This window comes from Enterococcus alishanensis, from assembly GCF_019218635.1.
In the GTDB taxonomy this organism is placed as follows: domain Bacteria; phylum Bacillota; class Bacilli; order Lactobacillales; family Enterococcaceae; genus Enterococcus_A; species Enterococcus_A alishanensis.
Map to the genome: position 1 here is coordinate 51,360 of NZ_JAHUZB010000003.1, position 22,358 is coordinate 73,717.

At 37.6% G+C, this 22,358-nt stretch carries 26 protein-coding genes; 24 read left to right on the forward strand and 2 right to left on the reverse strand.

The genetic code is table 11. The features are described 5' to 3' along the window. The first annotated feature begins 7 nt into the window (after nt 1-7). Genes prdA through KUA55_RS07140 form a run of 8 tightly spaced genes read left to right on the forward strand, consistent with a single transcriptional unit; the run spans nt 8 to nt 6,155 of the window. Nucleotides 8-1,921, forward strand: a complete 1,914-nt coding sequence (gene prdA / locus KUA55_RS07105; protein ID WP_218325506.1) for a D-proline reductase (dithiol) proprotein PrdA — start codon at nt 8-10, stop codon at nt 1,919-1,921. 16 nt (nt 1,922-1,937) lie between these two features. After that, complete coding sequence (locus KUA55_RS07110; protein ID WP_218325507.1) at nt 1,938-2,240, forward strand: CBO2463/CBO2479 domain-containing protein; 303 nt, start codon at nt 1,938-1,940, stop codon at nt 2,238-2,240. A 3-nt stretch (nt 2,241-2,243) separates the two neighbouring features. Next, a complete protein-coding gene (locus KUA55_RS18855; RefSeq protein WP_218325508.1) occupies nt 2,244-2,696 on the forward strand; it encodes a glycine/sarcosine/betaine reductase selenoprotein B family protein in 453 nt (150 codons plus the stop codon). Nucleotides 2,697-2,723: 27 nt separating this feature from the next. Beyond that, a complete protein-coding gene (locus KUA55_RS18860; RefSeq protein ID WP_218325509.1) occupies nt 2,724-2,969 on the forward strand; it encodes a hypothetical protein in 246 nt (81 codons plus the stop codon). An 11-nt stretch (nt 2,970-2,980) separates the two neighbouring features. Continuing rightward, the gene (prdD, locus tag KUA55_RS07125) at nt 2,981-3,718 is read left to right on the forward strand and encodes a proline reductase cluster protein PrdD (RefSeq protein WP_218325510.1); all 738 of its coding nucleotides are present in this window, start codon (nt 2,981-2,983) and stop codon (nt 3,716-3,718) included. 22 nt (nt 3,719-3,740) lie between these two features. Continuing rightward, nucleotides 3,741-4,220, forward strand: coding sequence for a glycine/sarcosine/betaine reductase component B subunit (locus KUA55_RS07130; RefSeq protein WP_218325511.1), 480 nt, complete (start codon nt 3,741-3,743; stop codon nt 4,218-4,220). 14 nt (nt 4,221-4,234) lie between these two features. After that, nucleotides 4,235-5,251 (forward strand): proline racemase family protein, encoded by a 1,017-nt coding sequence (locus KUA55_RS07135; RefSeq protein ID WP_218325512.1) that lies wholly within the window; start codon nt 4,235-4,237, stop codon nt 5,249-5,251. A 22-nt stretch (nt 5,252-5,273) separates the two neighbouring features. After that, on the forward strand, nt 5,274-6,155 hold the full coding sequence (locus KUA55_RS07140) for a sulfite exporter TauE/SafE family protein (RefSeq protein ID WP_218325513.1): 882 nt from the start codon (nt 5,274-5,276) through the stop codon (nt 6,153-6,155). A gap of 145 nt (nt 6,156-6,300) precedes the next feature. On the opposite strand, the gene KUA55_RS07145 is transcribed toward KUA55_RS07140, so the two are convergent. Both KUA55_RS07145 and KUA55_RS07150 read right to left on the reverse strand, forming a co-directional pair. After that, nucleotides 6,301-7,602: an FtsX-like permease family protein gene (locus KUA55_RS07145; protein ID WP_218325514.1), complete on the reverse strand. Its 1,302-nt coding sequence runs from the start codon at nt 7,600-7,602 to the stop codon at nt 6,301-6,303. Then, complete coding sequence (locus KUA55_RS07150) at nt 7,592-8,353, reverse strand: ABC transporter ATP-binding protein (RefSeq protein WP_218325515.1); 762 nt, start codon at nt 8,351-8,353, stop codon at nt 7,592-7,594. The genes KUA55_RS07145 and KUA55_RS07150 overlap by 11 nt, the downstream gene beginning before the upstream one ends. Before the next feature lie 979 nt (nt 8,354-9,332). Between KUA55_RS07150 and KUA55_RS07155 the strand changes: the two genes are divergently transcribed. From KUA55_RS07155 to KUA55_RS07230, 16 genes are all read left to right on the forward strand, one after another. Then, nucleotides 9,333-11,279, forward strand: coding sequence for a BglG family transcription antiterminator (locus KUA55_RS07155; RefSeq protein ID WP_218325516.1), 1,947 nt, complete (start codon nt 9,333-9,335; stop codon nt 11,277-11,279). After that, nucleotides 11,272-11,733, forward strand: coding sequence for a PTS sugar transporter subunit IIA (locus KUA55_RS07160; protein WP_218325517.1), 462 nt, complete (start codon nt 11,272-11,274; stop codon nt 11,731-11,733). The genes KUA55_RS07155 and KUA55_RS07160 overlap by 8 nt, the downstream gene beginning before the upstream one ends. A gap of 17 nt (nt 11,734-11,750) precedes the next feature. Then, complete coding sequence (locus KUA55_RS07165; RefSeq protein WP_218325518.1) at nt 11,751-13,091, forward strand: PTS galactitol transporter subunit IIC; 1,341 nt, start codon at nt 11,751-11,753, stop codon at nt 13,089-13,091. A gap of 25 nt (nt 13,092-13,116) precedes the next feature. Next, the gene (locus KUA55_RS07170) at nt 13,117-13,401 is read left to right on the forward strand and encodes a PTS sugar transporter subunit IIB (protein ID WP_218325519.1); all 285 of its coding nucleotides are present in this window, start codon (nt 13,117-13,119) and stop codon (nt 13,399-13,401) included. A gap of 68 nt (nt 13,402-13,469) precedes the next feature. After that, complete coding sequence (locus KUA55_RS07175) at nt 13,470-14,165, forward strand: triose-phosphate isomerase (protein ID WP_218325520.1); 696 nt, start codon at nt 13,470-13,472, stop codon at nt 14,163-14,165. Continuing rightward, a complete protein-coding gene (locus KUA55_RS07180; RefSeq protein WP_218325521.1) occupies nt 14,165-14,680 on the forward strand; it encodes a YjbQ family protein in 516 nt (171 codons plus the stop codon). The genes KUA55_RS07175 and KUA55_RS07180 overlap by 1 nt, the downstream gene beginning before the upstream one ends. Nucleotides 14,681-14,967: 287 nt before the next feature. Then, nucleotides 14,968-15,726, forward strand: coding sequence for a DeoR/GlpR family DNA-binding transcription regulator (locus tag KUA55_RS07185; protein WP_218325522.1), 759 nt, complete (start codon nt 14,968-14,970; stop codon nt 15,724-15,726). A gap of 211 nt (nt 15,727-15,937) precedes the next feature. Next, on the forward strand, nt 15,938-16,792 hold the full coding sequence (locus KUA55_RS07190) for a class II fructose-bisphosphate aldolase (RefSeq protein WP_218325523.1): 855 nt from the start codon (nt 15,938-15,940) through the stop codon (nt 16,790-16,792). Between the two features lie 12 nt (nt 16,793-16,804). Beyond that, the gene (locus KUA55_RS07195; RefSeq protein WP_218325524.1) at nt 16,805-17,899 is read left to right on the forward strand and encodes a zinc-dependent alcohol dehydrogenase; all 1,095 of its coding nucleotides are present in this window, start codon (nt 16,805-16,807) and stop codon (nt 17,897-17,899) included. A gap of 27 nt (nt 17,900-17,926) precedes the next feature. Next, the gene (locus KUA55_RS07200; protein ID WP_218325525.1) at nt 17,927-18,337 is read left to right on the forward strand and encodes a PTS sugar transporter subunit IIA; all 411 of its coding nucleotides are present in this window, start codon (nt 17,927-17,929) and stop codon (nt 18,335-18,337) included. A gap of 15 nt (nt 18,338-18,352) precedes the next feature. Continuing rightward, nucleotides 18,353-18,844, forward strand: a complete 492-nt coding sequence (locus tag KUA55_RS07205; RefSeq protein ID WP_218325526.1) for a PTS sugar transporter subunit IIB — start codon at nt 18,353-18,355, stop codon at nt 18,842-18,844. Nucleotides 18,845-18,861: 17 nt separating this feature from the next. After that, on the forward strand, nt 18,862-19,674 hold the full coding sequence (locus KUA55_RS07210; protein WP_218325527.1) for a PTS mannose/fructose/sorbose/N-acetylgalactosamine transporter subunit IIC: 813 nt from the start codon (nt 18,862-18,864) through the stop codon (nt 19,672-19,674). Beyond that, nucleotides 19,671-20,498 carry a PTS system mannose/fructose/sorbose family transporter subunit IID gene (locus tag KUA55_RS07215; RefSeq protein ID WP_218325528.1) on the forward strand — a complete coding sequence of 276 codons (828 nt, stop codon included), beginning with the start codon at nt 19,671-19,673 and terminating at the stop codon, nt 20,496-20,498. Before KUA55_RS07210 ends, KUA55_RS07215 begins: the two co-directional genes overlap by 4 nt. A 188-nt stretch (nt 20,499-20,686) precedes the next feature. Beyond that, a complete protein-coding gene (locus tag KUA55_RS07220; protein WP_218325529.1) occupies nt 20,687-21,175 on the forward strand; it encodes a PTS sugar transporter subunit IIA in 489 nt (162 codons plus the stop codon). Then, nucleotides 21,172-22,011 (forward strand): rhamnulose-1-phosphate aldolase, encoded by an 840-nt coding sequence (rhaD, locus tag KUA55_RS07225; protein ID WP_218325530.1) that lies wholly within the window; start codon nt 21,172-21,174, stop codon nt 22,009-22,011. Before KUA55_RS07220 ends, rhaD begins: the two co-directional genes overlap by 4 nt. 27 nt (nt 22,012-22,038) lie before the next feature. Further along, nucleotides 22,039-22,341 (forward strand): PTS sugar transporter subunit IIB, encoded by a 303-nt coding sequence (locus KUA55_RS07230; protein WP_218325531.1) that lies wholly within the window; start codon nt 22,039-22,041, stop codon nt 22,339-22,341. Nucleotides 22,342-22,358: the final 17 nt, after the last annotated feature.

The following is a 22,358-nucleotide window of genomic DNA, read 5'->3' on the forward strand; positions in this document are numbered from 1 at the left end:
TAACGAAATGTCTATTACTGCAGATACTGCTAAAGAGCATGCACTAGATCCAGCGGTTTTATGTTGCCGCGCTGAAGCAGGGAAAGTGATTGCACCAGATGATTTAGAAGATCCAGCGATTTTCGCGGATTTAGAAGATTCTGGTTTGCTTGAACTACCTGACAATGCATTAACGATTGAACAAGTCCTTGGGGCAACTTTGAAAGAAACCACGGATGCGTTAGTACCATTAACAGAATCTATTTTAGAAGGCGTCAAAGCTTCCAGTGCACCAGTTGAAGAAGCGGCACCAGAAGTTGTTGAAACAACTGAAGAGATCGTTGCACCAATTGCTCCAGTGGCGCCAGTCGCACCTGTTGCACCAAGTGTAGCCGGTCAAACAATCAAGATTCACATTGCTGAAGGTCGTGGAATTGATTTAGAAGTACCAATGGCAATTGCGGGTCAAATGGGTGTTGCACCTAGCGCACCAGTAATTACTGAAACACCAATGCAATTTGAAGCAACTGAAGGGATTCCAGCAGTTGAACCTGAACCAAAAGTTGAAGAAAAAGTTATTCGTTCCGTTCGTCATGATCATATGAAAATTTCGGAAGTTGTTTTCGGTGATGAAACGAAAATCGAAGGCACTACGTTGACTATTCGCAATATGAAAGACATTTGTGCGGAAGCAGTCGAATTAGAAGAATTAGTTGAAGCAATGACGATTGAAATCATCACACCAGACAGATATAACGAATATAGTGAAACAATCATGGATGTTCAACCAATAGCTGCTAAAACAGAAGGCGATCTAGGTCATGGCGTTACACGTGTTTTAGATGGTGTCGTTTTAGTTGTTACTGGGACAGATGCTAATGGCGTACAAATTGGTGAATTTGGTTCATCTGAAGGTGAATTAGATCGTAACATCATGTGGGGTCGTCCAGGAGCACCAGATAAAGGCGAAATCTTTATTAAAACTCAAGTGACCATTAAAGAAAATGCCAACATGGAACGCCCTGGTCCATTAGCTGCCCATAAAGCATCTGATTATATTACTCAAGAAATTCGCGAAGCCTTGAAAAAAGCTGATGAAAGTTTAGTTGTGGATTCAGAAGAAATCATTCAAAAACGTCGTTTTGGTAATAAACGTGTGGTAATTGTGAAAGAAATCATGGGTCAAGGTGCAATGCATGACAACTTAATCATGCCGGTTGAACCAGTGGGAACATTAGGTGCCAAACCAAACGTTGACCTTGGAAACTTACCAATCATGTTAGCACCAACCGAAGTTTTAGACGGCGGAATTCATGCATTAACTTGTATTGGACCAGCTTCCAAAGAAACTTCTCGTCACTACTGGAGAGAACCATTAGTGCAAGCTGCGATGGCAGACGAAGAAATCGATTTAGTCGGTATCATGTTCGTCGGTTCACCACAAGCTAACACTGAAAAATATTATGTCTCTAAACGTTTAGGGATGACAATTGAAGCGATGGATGTCGATGGTGCCATCGTAACGACTGAAGGATTTGGGAACAACCATATCGACTTTGCTTCTCACATTGAAGAAATCGGCAAACGTGGCGTTAAAGTTGTCGGCGACTCATATAGTGCAATGCAAGGCGCGCTAGTTGTCGGTAACCACGAAATGGGTGCCATGGTTGATAACAACAAATCAAAACAAGGGATCGAAAACGAAATCTTGTCTAACAATACTCTTTGTCCTGAAGATGCGATTCGTGACTTAGCAATGTTGAAAACCTTAATGGGCGGCGGCACAATTAAAACTGCTGAACGTAAATGGAATCCAAACGTTAAACAAAACAACATTGAAATCATTGAAAAAACTACGGGTCAAAAAATTGAACAAGTCGACAATGAACAAGTCTTACCGAAAAGCAAAAAGCGTTTAGAAATTTACGAACAAGAAGACTAAGATTTTAGGTGAACTTATGGATGGAATAGATAAACTCAAATACACCTCAACTGAGCAAATGTTTGAGGGTATCATTGTAGAAGTCCACGACGCCAGTGTCACGATTGACATTAAAGGTCGTCTAGGACAATTAAAGATTCCTAGGAGAATGATTATTTCTGAGTACGATTTAGAAATCGGCCAAGAAGTCGGCTTTTTAATGAGTTATCCAGAAGTGTTGGAAGAAGCGCCGAATGAGCATTATAAAACGGCAATCTATGAACACGAAAAACGTCGCCTAGAAAATCAAAAACGACGAGAAGCAAGAGAGGAGAATTAAACGATGGGCTTAACAGTCTTTGAAGGGTTACAGTCAGAAATTTTCGTGCCAATTACGCCGAAATCTGTCTTCACCCCAGTTAAAAAAGAGCTTAAAGATATGCGTATCGCTTTGGCAACAGCTGCCGGCGTACATTTAAAATCTGATAAAAGATTCAACCTTGCAGGGGATACTAGTTATCGGGAAATTCCTGATACAACTCCAACAAGTGATTTAATGGTTTCACACGGTGGGTACGATAATGCCGATGTAAACCGCGATATCAATGCGATGTTTCCAATTGATCGGTTACACGATTTAGTTAAAGAAGGTTTCATCAAAGAAGCTGCACCAATCCATTATGGGTTTATGGGCGGCGGGGGCGACCAAGAAGCCTTTCACGATGTAACTGGACCAGAGATCGCTCAAAAATTAGTGGAAGAAGACGTAGATGCAGTTGTCTTAACCGCTGGCTGAGGAACCTGTCATAGAACTGCCGTGATCGTGCAGAGAGCTATTGAGGAAGCCGGGATTCCTACAATTTTAATTGCCGCATTACCACCAGTAGTACGGCAAAATGGTTCACCAAGAGCCGTTGCCCCACGCGTGCCGATGGGTGCTAACGCAGGTGAACCGAACAACATCGAAATGCAATTAGGTATTTTACATGATACCTTAAGAAACTTAGTATCAATCGAAACACCAGGCAAGATCGTTCCATTACCTTACGAGTATATCGCTCACGTCTAAGGAGTAGGCTTATGGCAGACGATACATTAAAAATCAAAGTCTTTCACATTCAGCAAATGACAACGGGGAAAAAGCTAAAATTAACCCCTGACAGCTTGCAGCTAAAAGAAGACTTTGAGACCGACTGCCCCGATCTTGAATCATTAACGGTAAAACTTCTCGCCCCTGGCCAGACACACATTGTCACCAATACCATCATGGATGTCATTCCGATCTCCACGAAGGTATTGGGACGGCTAGGTGCCGGAATTACCCACACTTTAACCGGTGTGACCGTTGTGATGACTGGTGCTATTTGTGCTGGGGAACAGATGCATGAATTCGGTTCTTCAGAAGGAATATTGGCGGAAAACATGATGTTTGATCGTGTTGGTACACCAAAATCCAGTGATCATATAATATTGATTGACTGTCTGGCAAAAGCTGGGACGGCTTTTAATCGTGCCTTGGCTTTAAAAATGTTCGAAATTGTTGATCAATATATTCAAGAAATTCGGGAAGAATTAAAACTGTTGTCAGGCAATCAAGCGATTGAAAGTTACGAATACAAAGAAGAACAGCACCCAGGAAAACCCAAAGTCAGCCTAGTCAAACAAGTAGCTGGACAAGGCGCCATGTATGATATGTTACTTTTTCCTGATGAGCCTAGTGGTTTTAAGGGTGGTCAATCAATTATTGATATGAACAACATGCCAGTCTTTTTAAGTGCCAACGAATATCGAGACGGGGCATTGCGTTCAATGGTTTAGTTTTTGAAAAGAGGTACAGCTTATGGGGATTGGACCATCGACAAAAGAGACATCTTTACACCATTTTCAAGATCCGCTAGTTGATTTATTAGCCGGTGACCCTGATATTGATTTTCAAGGAGTCATTGTGGTGGGAACACCGCAAGACAATGCCATGAAATATTTGGTGGGACAACGGACCGCCGCATGGTTAGCTGGTATGAGGACCAATGGCGTAGTTGCCTCTACTGATGGTTGGGGAAATTCGGATGTGGACTTTGCCAACACGCTGGCAGAAATTGGTCAGCGAGAGATTAGCGTGATTGGACTCAAGTTCATTGGATCACAAGCGAAATTTGTAGTGGAAAATGAGTATACACCTTATGTTTTAGATTTTAATAAGTCAGAAAAAGGAATTGAAACCGAAATTGTTGGTGAAAATACCATCGATCGTCGCGATGCAGCCAAAGCACTAGCTGCAATCAAATTAAAGATGCGTAAAGACGATCAGAAAATTAGATAATCTGGAGGAATATCATGAAAGTATCAAAAATGATTTCAGCAATCGACACTCATACAGCAGGCGAAGCCGCACGTTTAATCATCGGTGGCATTCCTAAATTTCCTGGAAAAACGATGGCTGACAAACGAGCTTATTTAGAAAATGAACAAGATCATTTACGAACGATGTTAATGCATGAACCACGTGGACATAACGAGATGTTTGGTGCTTTTATTTGCGAACCTGTTCATGAGGAAGCCGACTATGGCATTATTTTCATGGATGCTGGCGGTTATTTAAACATGTGCGGTCACAATACCATTGCAGCTATGACGACTGCGGTTGAAACTGGCTGGGTGGATGTAAAACCAGGGGACCGAGAAGTCAAAGTGGTTCAAGATACACCTGCTGGGATCGTGACAGGCATGGTCCATTTAGATGAAGATTATTCAGCAGAATCAGTCTCATTTGAGAATGTAGAATCTTTCTTATATAAAGAAAATGTTTCAGTAAATGTTCCTGATGTAGGAGAAATAAAAGTCGATATTTCCTTTGGTGGCAGCTTCTTTGTCTTATTACCAGCGGAACAATTCGGCTTAACAATCGAACCGAAAAACGCGTCAAAATTTAGCGAATTAGGCATGAAGATTCGCGATGCTGTTAATGAACAAATTGAAATGCAACATCCGACCTTAGCACATATTAAAACCGCTGATTTAGTGGAATTTTATGGTCCTGGAGTTAGTCCAGAGGCGAAATATCGGAATGTTGTGGTCTTTGGTGAAGGGCAAGTCGATCGCTCACCATGTGGCACAGGAACCAGTGCAAAATTAGCAACTTTGTACGGTAAAGGAGAAATGGGTGTTGGTGACACCTTTGTATATGAAAGCATCTTGGGAACGAAATTTAAAGGAGAAATCGTAGCCGAAGCAGAAGTTGAAGGCTTTAAAGGAATTATTCCGCGAGTGACTGGCTCAGCTTATATCACTGGCTTTAATAATTTCTTGATTGATCCAAAAGATAGTTTGAAGGACGGGTTTACTTTGGGCTAAATTTATTTGGAGGAGTGGGAACATGGTAGCAGCTTTACTTACCCTTTTAGGGGCATTACTTGTATATTATTTGTTTTATTTTATTCGGGATTTGGTAAAAAACAAAGGCAACTGGGGAAATGGTAGTTGGTTAATCTCTGGAGCAATCGGTTTTGTGACTGACTTTTTAGATACTTTAGGAGTAGGGAGTTTTGCACCTACTACAATGTTGTTAGAAATTACGAAACAATTGGACGATGACCGTCATTTACCAGGCGTTTTGAATATCAGTCATGCAATTCCAGTGATGATGGAAGCTTTTATCTTTATTACAGTAGTAAAAGTAGCTCCATTAACGTTATTTTCACTGGTTGTTGCAGCAATTGCTGGTTCATTTATCGGCTCAAAATTTGTTACTAAATTACCTGAACGTAAAGTCCAATTTTTCATGGGCTGTGCCTTAATTGTAACAGCGATCCTAATGGCCTTACGTCAATTAGGAATGTTAGATTTATTAGGTGCTGGAAATGAAGCAACAGCATTAACTGGTGGCGCTTTAGTCATCGGAATTGTCGGAAACTTTATTTTAGGTTCATTAATGACGATTGGTGTGGGACTTTACGCGCCATGTATGGCAATGGTTTATATGTTAGGGATGAGTCCTTTAGTTGCCATGCCAATCATGATGGGCTCTTGTGCAGGCTTAATGCCAGTCGCTTCAGCTAACTTTATTAAAACGGGGGATTACAACCGTAAAGTTTCGTTAGGTATCACGATCGGTGGTATTATCGGCGTAATCATTGCCGCGAAATTTGTGACTGGCTTAGATATTGAAGTATTAACTTGGATTATCATTGTCGTAGTTATCTATTCTGGTATAACTTATATCCGTAAAGGTTTACAACCAGCGAGAGTAGCGGAATAAAAAAACATTAACCGAAGATTTAATTCTTCGGTTTTTTTGTTTATAAAAAAGGTTAAGAAGACGATCATAACAGTCTTATTAACCTTTTTGAAGGACTTTTATAGAGAAGAAAAGTGAAGAAAATGTTGTAGCTAGATTCTCCTTTTTAAGGCTGAATAACTTCTTTGATAGTTCGGCTATTCAGCTGATAGGTTACGCTGGAAAACAAAAGTCCTAAAATCAGTAAGAGTATAAAATAGGCAGCAGCACTTGACCAGAGTGTTTGAATCAAAATAGTCGAAAAATTACCAGCTGTAATACTCAATAGTAATAGACCACAAATTAATGCGAATGAAACAACTGGTAAAAAAAAACGAGTTAGTAGATCTGTTAGAGCAAAGTTCTTTAAGGCTGTCTGATCTTTGCCCAGATAATGCAAAATGCGAAAATCGTTTCTAGTCTGATAACTGTCTACCAGTTGTAGTAGTGAGAGCAGACAAAAATATAGGAAAGTAAAAATGAAGCTTAGGACATTTTGTAAAAAAATCATATAGTCAGAAACTGCAAAAGATGGAAACAGCCCCGTTTTTAGTGCATTAGCGAAGCTCAAAGAAACAAAGGCAAACAGCAGACACAAGGAAAGAATAGTGTACAATAACGCGTTGGAACGGTGGTGGCTCAATAGCTTGCTGATCCGCAGTAGGCGGTTATTTTCATAAAGCTCGGTATTTTCTGGTCGACGATATTCTCGTAAAGCGAGAAAAACGGTTTTGTAAAAAGCATAAATAGCAAAAATCAGTGGCATACTCAGCATAGAAATCAGGGAATAGCCAAAGGTTTCAAAATCCCATAGAATCATACCGCTAATAATTACTGTAATCAGTGTACTGATTAGACAAGCTTTTTTCCAAAAATGAAAGGAGCAGCGTTCTTTTCTTTCTTGTTGCGCTTTCATATTTATCAATTGGCCTAGTGGAAGCTTTTTAATTTTTTGACGCAGCAGAAAGGCTGTGAATAGTTCAATCAGTAACAAGCAACCCAGATTTTGAGAGAAAATCTTAATCAAAGAAAAAGTTAAAGAAAGAGTTGAATCAGCGAGAAATGTAAAGATGCCAAAAAGCATAACACCTAAGAAAGTTCCCATTAATAGGCAAATAAGTCCCAACAAAAATAATTCGGCACAAATTAAGCGAGCGATTCGCTCTCTACTCATGCCTAATAAAGAATAGGTTGCTAATTCTCTGGAGCGCTGTTTCAGGAAGAATTGATTCATGTAATGAAGCATTGCTACGGCAATCAAAACAATCAGTACCGGTAGGGAGGAGCCTTCAATTCCAGTTTCGGCAGATACAGTTGAAACGATATTGGACAGACAAATGATAGCAGTGAGTATGGTTAGCGTGACTAAATAAATCAGATAATCTTTTAATGAACGTCGCGCATTGCGCAGGGTTAAATTAAGATACATGGGCATCATCTCCTAAAGCTCCCATCAACTTCAGAATTTGGTGAAAGGTTTCTTTTTGACTTTGTCCTGTAGTGTGGAGTTCATTACTGAATTGACCGTCCTGTATAAATAAAACGCGCTGGCAATAACTGGCAGCAATGGCATCATGGGTGACTAGTAAAATGGTCGTTCCTTGTGTTTCATTCATAGATTTTAAAGTCGTCAGCAAATGTTTGGATGATTGGGTATCCAAAGCTCCAGTGGGCCCGTCGGCTAAAATCAGATCTGGTGAAGTTGCTAAAGCCCGAGCACAGGCACAACGCTGTCGTTGACCACCGGAAACCTGGTGAGGGTATTTAGCCAGTAGTTCTTCAATCCCTAATTTGGCAGCAGTCTCAAGAACTAATTGCTGAATTTCTTGTTTGGGATATCCTTTGACGGTTAGTGCTAAAGCAATATTTTCCTGCAAAGTTAAATTGTCTAGCAAATTATAGTTTTGGAAGATGAAGCTTAAGTGTCGACTACGAAAATCAGCTTGTTGTTTTTCCGATAGCTGGGATAGTTCTTCATTTCCTAATAGTACGAGTCCAGAGCTAGCTAGATCTAGGGTTGCGAGAATATTTAGTAGTGTAGATTTTCCTGATCCAGAAGCGCCCATAATGGCGACGAAATCACCTTTTTCAACGGAAAAAGTGAGATTGTCCAAAGCTTTATAATGATGGTCTTCTATTTCGTAGGTTTTGGTAAGATTTTTCACTTCTAATATAGACATAACTCAGCTCCTTAAAAATTATTACTCTAATCATAGCACAAATTACTTTTAATAAATTTCTAATTTTTATTCAATAAAAATTAAGTTTAGAGGCCATGTTTAGATGATAGCACAAGAGACTATAAGTAAAAAATGATGATCAATATGCTAATAAAATACTGTTTTAAAAATGTTATTTGGATATTTTTTTGCTACTTAGTTTTATTAAGACAGTTACATTGATTCTGTAAACGTTTCTGAATGGAATTATGTTAGTTTGTTTTCTCTTATTAAAGCTAGTATTTTATTTACGGAACGTTAGTTTTGTAACGAATGATGCATGATGCATATGTTGAAAAGTTAAATGGGTTTCCAAATTGGTGGGAAGGTACAAGATTGTTATTTAATCAACTATAAGCTAAAATTCAAATTGTTTAAAAATTGGTAATCGATTACAATATTTTTTAAAAAAGAAAGTTGGGATGAAATGAGTTGGTTAAAAAGATGTAATTGAAACAGAAAAAGCCGTGATTGCCCGGATAAAGGAATACTAAATGCGGTAAAAAATGCTGTCCCTGAAACTTTGGGTTTTACCAATATTCGGTGTCAGGGTGGATACGTTAAAACTAGCTGACGGCATAGTCCCCGCCAATTCTTTCAAATATGGCAATTTTGAAAATCATATGGATCTGGAACAGGTCAAAACCATTCGTTAAAGATCAGTTGATTACCGTAAACAATCTTAATTGAATAGTCGCTTGTTATCTTGGAAAGAGCATTTATAGATGCAGAATTGAAGCATTTATAGAGGCTCTTTCTTTATTTTCAACAAAAATATAGGGTAAGTGGCTTTTTGAAAAAGTAATAATCAGGGGATTTTTATTAGAAATAAGTGCAAAAAAATCAATAGTTCTACATTAATCTGGAACTATAAAACAATATCCGTCAGTAATCTTTGACGGTAGTATAAAAATATGGAAACGCTTAAGAGGTGATTAGTTTGAATCTTAGAGAGAGGGAAAAAGAATTTTTGAAAATGTTGATTCGCCAAAAAAGTTACCAGTCTGCTCAGTATTTTACTGAAAAATTACAAGTTTCCACAAAAACTATTTACAAAGACTTGGTGAATATTCAAGAATTTTTAGCACCGTACCAAATGTCGATTGAAAAAATTCCGAGAAAAGGAATTCGTTTAGTCGGTAATGATGAGAGTCGTGGGAAATTAAAGCTGATGTTGGGTGAAATAGTCACCAGTCATGATGCTTATGATGGTCAGTATCGGCGGTTATTTATTTTTGCAGAGATGCTATTTTCAAACGATTATTGCAGTTATCAAGCATATGCTGATTATTTTTTTATTAGCACCCAAACGATAAAAAAAGACATTGATTTGATTGAGGATTATTTAACAGAACGACAGCTGGTCTTGCAAAGAGTGTCTCCTGGCTTGTCGGTGAATGGGGATGAAGCGGGGATTCAATTGGCTTTTAAAGATTATTTGGAAAAGTATCAAGCCACTAATTCTCTCAGTAATGAACAAGAAATAGAGTTGTTTAATGAAGGAATTATCACTATTGTTGAACAATTTATTACTAGTTTGCAGGAAGGGAATTTCCCTAACGCTTATATCATTCACTCCCTTCGAAATGAGTTACTGATTTTAATCAATCGGGTCAAAATCGGTCACCATCATCGGGAAAATACCAATTTGTTATTTAGTGATATGGAAAATATGCAGATGTATATGACCGCCATCGCCTTGTCGGAGCAATGCAGCCGAGAAATGAATATTATTTTTTCTAAGTCGGATATTTATTATTTGTGTTCATTTTTAGTCGCCCATGGGATTGAACCAAATTTTCAGGAATCAAACGAGACGATTACTGATGGGGTGAAAAAGTTAATTGCCCGCATGTCGTTGTTGATTGATGCTGATTTGAGTCATGATGAACGCTTGTTTAATTCTCTTAGTGCCCATATTTCGCCGATGATTTTTCGTTTACAAATTGGGGTTGAAATAAAGAATCCTTTAAAAGAACAAATTATTGCCCAATATTCAACCATGTTCACTTTAGTTAAATATGGTGTTGCTGTAATTGAAGATATTTTCGAGATTAAATTAACCGACGACGAAATTAGTTTTTTAACGATTCATTTTCAACTGGCCTTTGAAAAAATTCGTTCGGCCAAACATATCTTAATTGTCTGTCCAACAGGTTTAGGGACTTCTCAATTAATTTACCAACGGATTCGGCAAAATCTGCCGACAGTCAACATTATTGAAGTGGTGGATTATCAAGAGTATCAAGAAAAAACTTTAAAAGATGTTGATTTAATTATCACTGCTATTAAGTTGTCCGATACCCAAGGCATTCCAGTTGCTTATGTTTCTGCTTTGCCAACTTATGAAGAAATCAATGCCATTATTAAACAATTATCCCAAATCGTCGCCAAAGAAAAAAGTTTCAAGACAAAAGCAATTTATTCAACTTCTTATTCGATTTCGACGGTCTTAGATCCGCAGTTGATTTTTTTAAATTTAACATTGGCAAGCCAAGCAGAAGTACTGTTGTTTTTAAATCAGCAATTTCACTTAAAAGGCTACGTGACAGAAGCTTTTAAAGAAGCGATTTTTGAACGAGAAAAATTAGGCTCAACGGGATTGAGTACTGGCGTGGCGATTCCTCATGCCAGCCCCGAGACAGTTTTAGCCACCAAAGCCGCCATTATCACTTTAAAAAAACCAATTAAATGGGGCGAGACAGAGATTCGTTTAGTTGTTTTATTAGCGATTTCTGAAGAGGACATGCCAGTTGCAAAAAATATGCTGGCCTCTATTTACAACATTTTAAGTTCCCAAGCAAAAATCCAGCAACTGATTGCTTGTGAATCGGCTACGGAAATTATTCAAATTCTACGTTCAGAGAGGAATGACAATTATGACTGAGTTTTTTAATGAAGAGATTACTTTGTTTCAGCAAGAAGCAGACTCAGCTGCGGAGGCGTTAAAAAGTCTGGCGGAAGTCTTTCAAGAAAAAAAACTTGTGACGACTGATTTTTATCAGAATATTTTAAAAAGAGAGGAGGCTTTTCCAACAGGGTTAGATGTGAATGGTATTGGTGTGGCATTACCTCATACCGATAGCGAATTTGTTCATCGTTCACAAGTTGGTTTCTTATCTTTAAAACAACCAGTCAGCTTTTTTCAAATGGGTACCACCGATCAACCGGTGAAAGTCCAAATTATCTTCATGCTAGCTTTAAAAGAACCACATCAACAACTAACAATGCTTCAAAATTTGATTGCGATGTTTCAAAAAGAAGGAGTTTTACAGCAATTATTAGCGGTTGATCAAACAGCCGATTATTTATCAATCATTCATGAAAGTGGGCTTTATTAATCAAGGAGGGGAAAATTATGTTAGATGCATTACAGTGGTTTGTCGATTTAGGTGCAACAGTTGTGTTACCGATTTTGATATTTATTTTTGGTTTGGCTTTAGGAACAAAACCGGGGAAAGCTTTCTCGGCCGCATTAACGGTGGGTGTCGGATTTGTCGGCTTGAACTTGGTGATCGATTTATTAACCAATAGTTTAGGACCCGCCGCACAAGCGATGGTAGAACGCTTTGGGCTGAACTTAACAACGATCGATGTAGGTTGGCCGGCAGCTGCCGCGATTTCTTATGGTACGATTTTAGGTTCTTTAGCGATTCCGATTGCGGTTGCTTTAAATGTAATTTTGATTGTTGTTGGTTTAACGAAGACTTTAAATGTCGATGTTTGGAATCTTTGGCATGCAGCTTTTATCGCTTCATTGGTCTATGCTTTAACCAATAATTTTGCGATGGGGATTGCAGCGACTGTTATTTACACGATGATGATTTTAGTATTTGGTGATATTCTTGGTCCTGTTATTAATAAATTTTATAGTTTTCCAAATATTACTTTCCCTCACGGAACAGCGATTCCCGGTTTTATTATTGCTTTACCGTTTAATTGGTTGTTTGATCGAATTCCGGGGATTAAAAATTGGAAGGCCGATCCAGAAACGATTCAAGAAAAATTTGGTGTCTTTGGTGATTCCACTGTAATGGGTTTTATTATCGGGTTAGCAATGGGTATTTTAGCTGGGTATGATGTTGCCGGCATTGGACAATTAGCGATCCAAACCAGTGCAGTGATGGTGATTATGCCGCGGATGGTTTCATTATTGATGGAAGGTTTGACACCTATTTCAGAAGCAGCCAATACATTTGTCCAAAAACGTTTTCCAGGGCGAGAATTATATATCGGGATGGATGCGGCGTTATCAGTTGGACATCCGGCAGTTTTGTCATCTTCTTTAATTTTAGTGCCGATTACAATTTTCTTAGCAGTTATTTTACCAGGCAATACCACTTTACCATTTGGTGACTTGGCGACGATTCCATTTCTAGTTTGTTTAATGGCAGCCGTTTTTAATGGCAATATTATTCGGACAATTATTGCGGGAACCATGTATATGGCTTCAATTTTATACATTACTTCATGGGTAGCACCATTAGTAACTAGTGCAGCAAAAGCAGCCAGCTTTGATTTACAAGGACAAGCGTCAATTACAGCTCTAGCAGAAGGTGGTCTATGGACAACTTGGATGTATGTGGGCTTGACGAAATTATTTAGCTGGGGTGGATTAATTGCCATTGGAATTGTTATTTTAGCCTTAATGATTTACGTGAATAAAGTTTTACCAAAAAAACAAAGTCAAAATGCATAAGACAAATTTGAGAGGACTGTTTTAAATGAAAAAATTACTGATTATGTGTGGCACCGGTGTAGCAACTTCGACTGTTGTAACGGGCAAAATGAAAGAATGGCTGAAGGAAAAAGGCTTAGAAAATGAAGTCAAATTATACCAATCAAAAGTTGCAGATGAAGTCAACAAAATTGATGACTATGATGTGGTTGTAACGACCACTGTTGTGCCAGATAAAATCAAAGACAAAGTCATCATGGGCATTCCTTTATTGACGGGTATTGGTGCTGATGCGATGTATCAAGAAATCGAAGCAAAATTAAAAGAATAAAGAGGAGATTGAAGTAAGAATGTAAAAATTTTTACTTCAATCTATTTCATTAGACTGGAGGCGTTTAAATGTCAAAACGAACCTTGCGAACACCCTTTTTTTCGGTGAATCCTAAATCTTACTTATTTGGTGAAGAAGCTGTTCAATTTGCGATTGCTTTAGATCAATTAGCTGAAAAGTATGATGTGGATGTCTTGTTTACTTGCCAACATGCCGATTTGTATCGCGTAAGCCAAGCTGTTCAGCACTTATTTGTCACTGCTCAGCATATGGATGGACATCAAATCGGTCGCGGTATGGGAAAAATATTGCCGGAAAGTATTTTAGCTGCTGGCGCGGAAGCAACCTTTTTAAACCACGCCGAACATCCCATGATGGTAGAAGATTTGGTCAATGCCATCAAACGAGCACAAGCTCTGGGAATTTTAACGATTGCCTGCGCCAACTCGATCGCGGAAGCTCAAACAATCGCTACATTAGCACCAGATATGATGGTGTGTGAACCAACTGAATTAATCGGAACTGGAAAATCTAGTGATGTTGACTATATGAAACAAACCAACGAAGCCGTTCGTCAAGTGAATCCTGATATTTTAATTCTACAAGGTGCCGGCATTTCAACAGTCGCAGATGTAGAAAAAGCTTTAAAATCAGGAGCTGATGCCACCGGTGGCACAAGTGGCATTGTAGCAGCTGAAAATCCTTTAAAAATAGCCGAAGAAATGATTGTAACAGTCGCAAAATATAAAAAGGAGGCCAATTAATGATTTTCAAAAAAGAAGCTTTAACACTGCGTTCCAATGGTCGAAGAGTGAGTTATCATAACATTACCAAAGAAATCAAAGAACTGGTGGCTAATAGTGGTATCACCAACGGAATGTGTGTGGTCCAATCACCACATACTACTTGTTCAGTTATTTTTGAAGAATTTATGCATGATTTAGATTGGAACGGTGACGAATATTTACAAGTCGATTTAAACCGAATTTTAGATAAAATCGTTCCTCGTGAGCTATCAGAGGATACGGGATATCGTTATCCTGGACCGAAACATTTAGATTTTTTATTGGCAATCCAAAATCCTGATTACCAAGGCGATCCTTCGACCATATTAAATGGTGATGCTCACATTCGTGCATCATTTTTTGGCGCCAGTGAAACCTTTGTAGTATCCGAGGGAAAGATTATGACCGGCGAGGTTGGTTCGGTTTATTTCATTGATTTTGATCAAAACAGAGAACGAAATCGAACTTGTTACGTGATGGTGATGGGTGAGTAATCAGCTTTAGCAAAATACTTTTTAGTAATCATAAATGAGGACAAACAGTTAGGGATTTTTTTCTAGCTGTTTGGTTTTTTTATTTGATTAATAATTTCTAAAATAACAAATGATAGCACAATTATACTTAATCAAATTTTTCTATCAAATATGAAAATATCCACAAGAGTATAAAAAAATTTGTTGAATAGGGATTTTTCCATATGAATCATAAAGAGACTTATTTTCTATTGGTTTTCTGTTCAGTCTATAGTATTATTCTAAAAAACAAAATATGAGGTGTAAGAATGAAAAGTAGACAGGAAGCGATTATTAGAATATTGAACCAAAAGAAGTATGTCTCAGTAGCAGGTTTGGTTACTCAGTTGCATTATAGTGAAAGTACGATTCGACGAGATTTAACAGCTTTAGAAAAATTAAAATTAGTAAAAAGAACAGCCGGCGGGGCAGTTTTAATCAAAGATAATTTGATTGAAAATCCCTATTTAATAAAATACAAAATCAATACCGAAGAAAAAAGCTTGATCGCTGAATTAGCGATTGATTTTATCGAGGATTATTCGACAGTCTTTTTAGATGCTAGCTCAACCAGTCGTTTTTTAGCTGAAAAAATTGGTAAAAATAGAGAAAACGTCAAAGTTATTACTCCTAATTTGATGACAGCGTTAGAAATAGACAGTCAGCCGAAAAATAATGTGTATTGTATAGGTGGTTTAGTAACTGATGGTAAGGTAGGTGGTTCATTAAGTGAGAAGCTTTTGCGGGAGTTACAGGTAGATTTTGCCTTTGTTTCTTGTCGTGGTTATGACAATCTGTTTGGCGCATCAGATATTTTAGAATCAGAGGCAGGGATCAAAAAAACAGTGATTGCTAACAGTCAAAAGGTGGCTTTATTGTTAGATTATTCTAAATTTGATAAGCATTATACTTTCCAAAGTGTGCCAGCACAAAAAATTGATTACATGATTACGGATAAAAAACCAGCAGCTAAATTTATGCCGGAGGAGAATGGTTTAGACTATGAATTAATTTATTGGAATGATTAAAACCTGCCAAATTTCAAATTTGAAGGGTGAAAAATAGCGGATAAATAGAAATTTTATAATGTAATGCCTCAATGTGACTAAGTTCAGTCATGTTAGGGCATTTTTTTTGACTGAAATCCTTCTTGCTTTTCATTTGAATGTAAGCGTATTTTTCTATGGTATTCTGACCTTGTAAAAAAGAACACAAACTTTTTGAAGGGAAGTTGAAGTAATGTTAGTAAATTTAAAAACGGTATTAGAAAAGGCTAAAACTGAAAAATATGCTGTAGGAGCTTTTAATGCGACTGATTTAAATACAGCGCGAGGAATTATTGCAGCTGCAGAAGCTGAAAACGCACCAGTGATTTTGCAATTTGCGGAGGTTCATGGACAATACATTTCTTTGGAGCAGGCGGCATCGATGTATTTGCAACTGGCACAGACAGCCAAGGTACCGGTAGTTGTCCATTTAGATCATGGTGAAAATTTTGACACAATTGTTAAGGCCATGCACTTAGGTTTTACCTCTGTCATGGTAGACGCATCGACCCAACCTTTTAAAGAAAATATCACGCGGACCAATCAAGTCTTGGAAATTGCTCGAGCATTAAATGTCTCGGTGGAAGCTGAATTGGGAATCATGAACGCAGAAGACGGCAGTGGTGCTTTAGATTATGACCAGATGGATGATACTTACACTAATGTTGCAGAAGCAGCGGAATTTGTTAAAGCTACTGACGTGGATGCACTAGCGATTGCTTTTGGTACAGTTCATGGATTATATAAAGCTGAACCTCATTTGAATTATCAACGAATTAAAGAAATTCATGATAAAACCAACAAACCATTGGTCATGCACGGTGGTTCTGGTTTGAAAGATGAAGAATATCGTGAATCGATAAAAAATGGGATTACTAAAATCAATTATTATTCCACCATGTCATACGAAGTCACGAATGGTTTACGAGATTATTTAAACAAAAATAGTGATGCTTTTCTATTTGATGTAGACATGAAGACAATCGAACTAGTTAAAGAAAATATTGCTGCAAAAATTCGTGTGTTTGGATCATCTAATAAGGCATAAGGAGGAAATCTGATGACAAAATCTAGTAAAATTGCTGTTTTGACTGGTGAAAAAACAATCGAACTTAAAGAAGTTGAGATTCCAGAAATTAATGAGGATGAGCTTTTAGTAAAAGTTGAAGCATGTGGTATTTGTGGGACTGATGTCCATGAATACAAAGGAGATCCATTTAATTATATTCCGATCCATCTAGGGCATGAAGGAACCGGAGAAATCATTAAAATTGGAAAAAATGTAACCGAAGATTATTATGGCAAACCATTAAAAGTGGGCGACAAAATTGTGACTGGTTTAAAACCTTGTGGTGAATGCGACACTTGTTTAAATGATCCTGAAAACCTGCATTTGTGTGAGAATGGTGCGATTTATGGGTTGCTGCCAGGGGAAGAGCATTTCTTAAATGGTTGGTTTGGTGAATATATTAAAATCAATCCTAACAGTGTTATTTTCAACGTTAGCGATATGGATTTAGACTTGCGAATGCTGATCGAACCTGCTGCTGTCGTAGTTCATGCTGTAGAAAAAGCCAAAGAGATTACAAATTTTAAGCATCATTCAAATGTAGTTATTCAAGGTTGCGGACCAATTGGGTTGTTACTATTAACTTTAGTCAGAACTATGGGTGTCAGAAATATCATTGCTGTTGATGGCGACAAAAATCGTTTAGCTTTGGCTAAAAAATTAGGAGCCCATTGGACGGTTAATATAGCTGAAAGTGATGATCCTGTCGCTGAAGTAAAAGCTTTAACAAATGGAAAAGGTGCTGACTTTGCCTTTCAATGTACGGGTTCACCTAAAGCTGCAGCAGCCATTTGGAAATATGTTCGTCGTGCTGGAGGAATGTGTGAATTGGGTTTCTTTGTTGATAACGGTGAGGCAACTTATAATCCCCATTTAGATATTTGCAATAAAGAAATTAAAGTAGTGGGCTCGTGGACGTACCAATCAATTGACTGGATTCAAGCGTGTGAATTTTTAAAAGAAGCGAAGCAACAAAATTTACCAATAAACGAAATCATTACTCATCGTTTTGATTTGGCAGATATTAATGAAGCAATGGAAACAAATATTCAGATGGACGGCGTAAAGTTAGGAATTTTTCTATAACCAATGAAATGAAACAGGAGGTAAAAAATGCGTAATATTCTAATTGCAACTCATAGCACTTTCGCGTCAGGTATTCAGGGAAGTTTAAACTTGTTAATTGGCGAACGGTCGGAAATTACTGTGATCGATGCCTATGTGGATGATACCGATTATACAGAAAAAATAGATGATTTTTTTGAAAAATATAACGATCAAGATGAGTACATTGTTTTTACTGATTTATATGGCGGTAGTGTGAATCAAAAAATGGTGAATTATAAAAACAAGTATGATTTTCAACTGATTACAGGCTTTAATTTACCTATTTTGCTAGAAATTATTCTGGCTGGTGAGACATTAAATAGTTCAATGGTAGAAGAGTTAGTTGAAAAGTGTCGTCAAGAACTATCACTGGTTCACATAGATATGACTGAAGATGATGAAGATGATTTTATTTAAAAAGGAGTGGTACTAATGATTAAAGATTTAAGAGTAGATGATCGGTTAATTCATGGACAAATTGCTTTAACGTGGCCTAAAGCATTAGGTGTGAATCGTATTATTGTGGCCAATGATGGGGCAAGTCAAGATAAGACGCAACAAATGTCATTAAAAATGGCATTGCCATCAGATGTAAAAGCGTTGATTCGTTCAGTTGAAGATACAGTTACCTTTTTTGACAATCCAAAAGCGAAAGAAGCAGATTTAATGGTGATTGTAGGTAATGTGACCGATGCAGAAAAATTAGCCCAAGCTTTAGGAACATTAGTTGAAAGAGTCAACTTAGCCAATGTTGGCCGTTTCGATGGTGTTCCAAAAGAAGAAAAATTGGCAATCGGTTCTTCAATTTTATTAAGTAAAGCAGAAAGCGAAGCCCTCGATCGTTTATTGAAGATTCCAAATCTAAAAGTAGTTCACCAAATTATTCCAGATAATAGTGCAAAAAAACTTGAAGATATGATGTAAGAAGGAGGAAAAGCGACATGACTACTTTAACAGCAGCTTTACTGTGTGCCATTGCTTATTTCATTTGTTTTGGTGGGAATTGGTTATTGGCACAAAATATGGCCGATCAACCCATTGTTGTTGGTGCTTTAGTCGGTTTATTATTAGGTGATTTACAGACAGGTTTAATTTTAGGTGCCGCCTTACAAGCACTATTTATCGGTGCTGTAAATGTCGGTGGGGCGGTTTCTTTGAATCCTTCATTTGGAACGACCTTGGCTATTGCTTTTGCGATCTTAAGTGGCGGCGATCAAAAATTCGCTTTGGCAATTGCTGTACCATTAGGACTTTTAGGTGGCCTTTTAGAAATTGGTGTCAATATTTTATGCTCAGGTTTTGGAGGCGCGTTTGATAAAGCAGCTGCAGCTGGCGATGAAAAAAGAATTGTATTCTTGCATTACGGTGTCTGGTTTTTGAAATATATTATTTTTTCAGTAGTAATTTTTGTATCCGTTTTAGCAGGAGCAACACCGGTTTCAAATTTTGTTAATAGTTTGCCAGAATTTATTACAAATGGTTTAGGTGTCGTAGCTGGATTATTGCCGGCAGTTGGTTTCGCGATGCTATTGAAAATGGTTTGGTCAAACAAATTAGCGGTTTATTATTTGCTAGGTTTTGTTTGTGTAGCCTATCTGAAATTACCATTGATTGCGGTAGCTACTTTAGGAATCATCGCAGCAGTGATCCAAGTAAGCATTGATCAAGACTTTTTAAAAATGAAAAACTCAGGGGTGGCAACAGCAGCTACTGGTGATTCAGCAGAAATGGAAGAGGAGGACTTTTTAGCATGAGCAATCAAACAGCAACAATTTCAGCAGATGAACAAAAAATGTTACGATCCATCTTTTTTAGATCTTTTACCGTGTTTGCCCCTTTTAATTATGCGAAACAAGGTGGGAGTGGCTTCTGTTATGCCATGATGCCCTTTATCAATAAGTACTATGATAAAAAAGAGGATCGCATTGCTGCTTTAGAGCGACATATTACTTGGTACAATGCGACTTCAAATGTCGGTACTTTCATTATGGGACTTGCAGCTTCAATGGAAAAAGAAAATAGCGAAAAAGAAGATTTTGATGCTTCCTCGATTAATACTGTAAAAGCTAGCTTGATGGGACCATTTTCAGGAATAGGTGACACATTATTTTGGGGCGTTTTACGAGTAGTCGCAGCTGGGATAGCTATGACATTTGGAGAACAAGGAAATCCTTTGGCACCGATTATTTTTCTATTGGTTTACAATATTCCATCATTAATTACCCGTTGGTCGCTGACTAAATTTGGTTTTTCTGTCGGTGCTAAATATATTGAGGAATTATATGCGTCCGGCATGATCAGCGTGTTAACAAAAGCGGCGAGTATCTTAGGTTTGATTATGATTGGCGGAATGACTGCAAGTAACGTCTCATTTCAATCGAGCTTAAAATTTAATTTAGGCGGCGGACAGGAATTAGTTATTCAAGAAGTACTAGACCAAATATTTGTTGGTATTATTCCATTACTGTTCACTCTATTGTGTTTCTGGTTGCTATCTAAGAAAAAAATGAATTTTGCTTTATTGATTGCGCTAGTAGTAGCATTGGGAATTGTGTTGTCTTTAGTGGGTATTGCATAGTATTAAATTAGAAAGACTTTGAAATTTTTCAAGGTCTTTTTTTGTTCTCCAAAATAGCCAGTGGAAAAAAACGTCGATAACTAGATCACACTTTTTTATCAGTAGAAAGTTTTTTTTGTGATGAAAGCGGATACTTTTTGTAAAATAGCCATGCTAAACTTGGTTCAAGTTGAAGGGAGGTAAGTCAAATGTTTATCACTAATAGTCTCTTTCATCCCAAATTAGTCGATATTTATCAAGGGAATGAGAATTTTGAATCATTGGTTCAATTTGTTGAACAAAAATTATTGGCGGAAAATTTTATTAATGAAAGCTACAGCGATGCCATTATTCAAAGAGAAGCGGAATATCCGACGGGTTTGCAAACCCCAACTTGTGCTGTAGCGATCCCGCATACAGATCCGAATCATATTAAAGAACCTTTTATTTATATTTTAAAATTAGCACATCCCGTAAAATTTGGACAAATGGGGACTACGGATCAATTCATCAATGCAGATTATGCTTTTTTTCTAGGCTTTAACAAGGGGGAAGATCAACTCACCTTGTTGCAAAATTTAATGGCAATGTTTATGGATCAGGCAGCCATGCTGGATTTAGCTAGTAAGGAAAATGAAACTGAGATCTTTAACTTAATCACAAATTTTTTTAAAAAAGAAAGTGAGGAAAAAGAATGATTATCCATGATATTTATCAAGCACCTTTTATTAAAGAAATGCAGGAAGTGACCGAAAATTTATGGAAAAACGGTTGGGACGAAAGAAATGGTGGAAATATTAGTTACCTTTTAGATGAAGAGGAAGTTCGTTTATATTTAGATATTGATGCGGCGATTAATCAAAAACAATTAGATTTTGAAGTGCCGGAATTGGCGAACCGAATCTTTTTAGTTTCCGCTTCGGGTAGCTACTTTAAAAATATTTGCCAAAATCCGACAAAGAATTTAGCGATTGTTAAATTAGATGGAACTGGCAGTAGCTACAAAGTATTGTGGGGCCTAGAAGGGGGCGGCTTACCAACCAGTGAATTTGCTTCACATCTAAAATGCCACGCGGTTCGTTTAGCAGAAGATAAAAATCATCGAGTGATTCTACACTGTCATTCAATTGCGGTGTCGGCGATGACTTTTGTGCATGATTTAGATGAAAATAAATTTACCCGTTCTTTATGGGAAATGATTACTGAATGTTTAGTGGTGTTCCCTGATGGTGTTTCTGTTTTACCTTGGATGGTAGCTGGCACAGTGAAACTTGGTTTGGCTTCGGCGGAAAAAATGCACGATTCACGTGTTGTTATTTGGCCACATCATGGGATTATGGGCGCTGGACAATCGATGGATGATGCGTTTGGTTTAGTGGAAACGGTGGAAAAAGCGGCGGACATTTATATGAAAGTTGTCGGTGTTCCAGGTGGCTTCAAACAGAAAATTACTAGTGATCAATTGTGGGATTTAGCCGATCAATTTGGTGTGACTCCAAAAGCAGGAATTTTAGAAGCCCGGAGTAAAAAATAAATTTCAAAAAATTAGGAGGAAATAAAAATGGCAAAAAAATTTAATATCATTTCAGTCTGTGGTTCTGGCACTGTTACTAGTTCGATGGTAGCTGGAAAAGTAAAAGATTTTTTAGAAGAGCATGGTTATAAAGCCAGCACGGTGGAAGTCAATCCTGGTGGCGTCGATGAACAACTAGCCAGCGGCAAATGGGACATTATTGTTCACACGAGTCCATTAAAGCGCAAATATGAGTTACCAACTATTAATGCGGTGGCTTTACTTTCAGGTATGGGGGAAGAAGAATTTTTTGAAGCTTTATTAAATGAAGTAAATAGCTTAGATGTATAGAAAATTAAGAAAGAAGG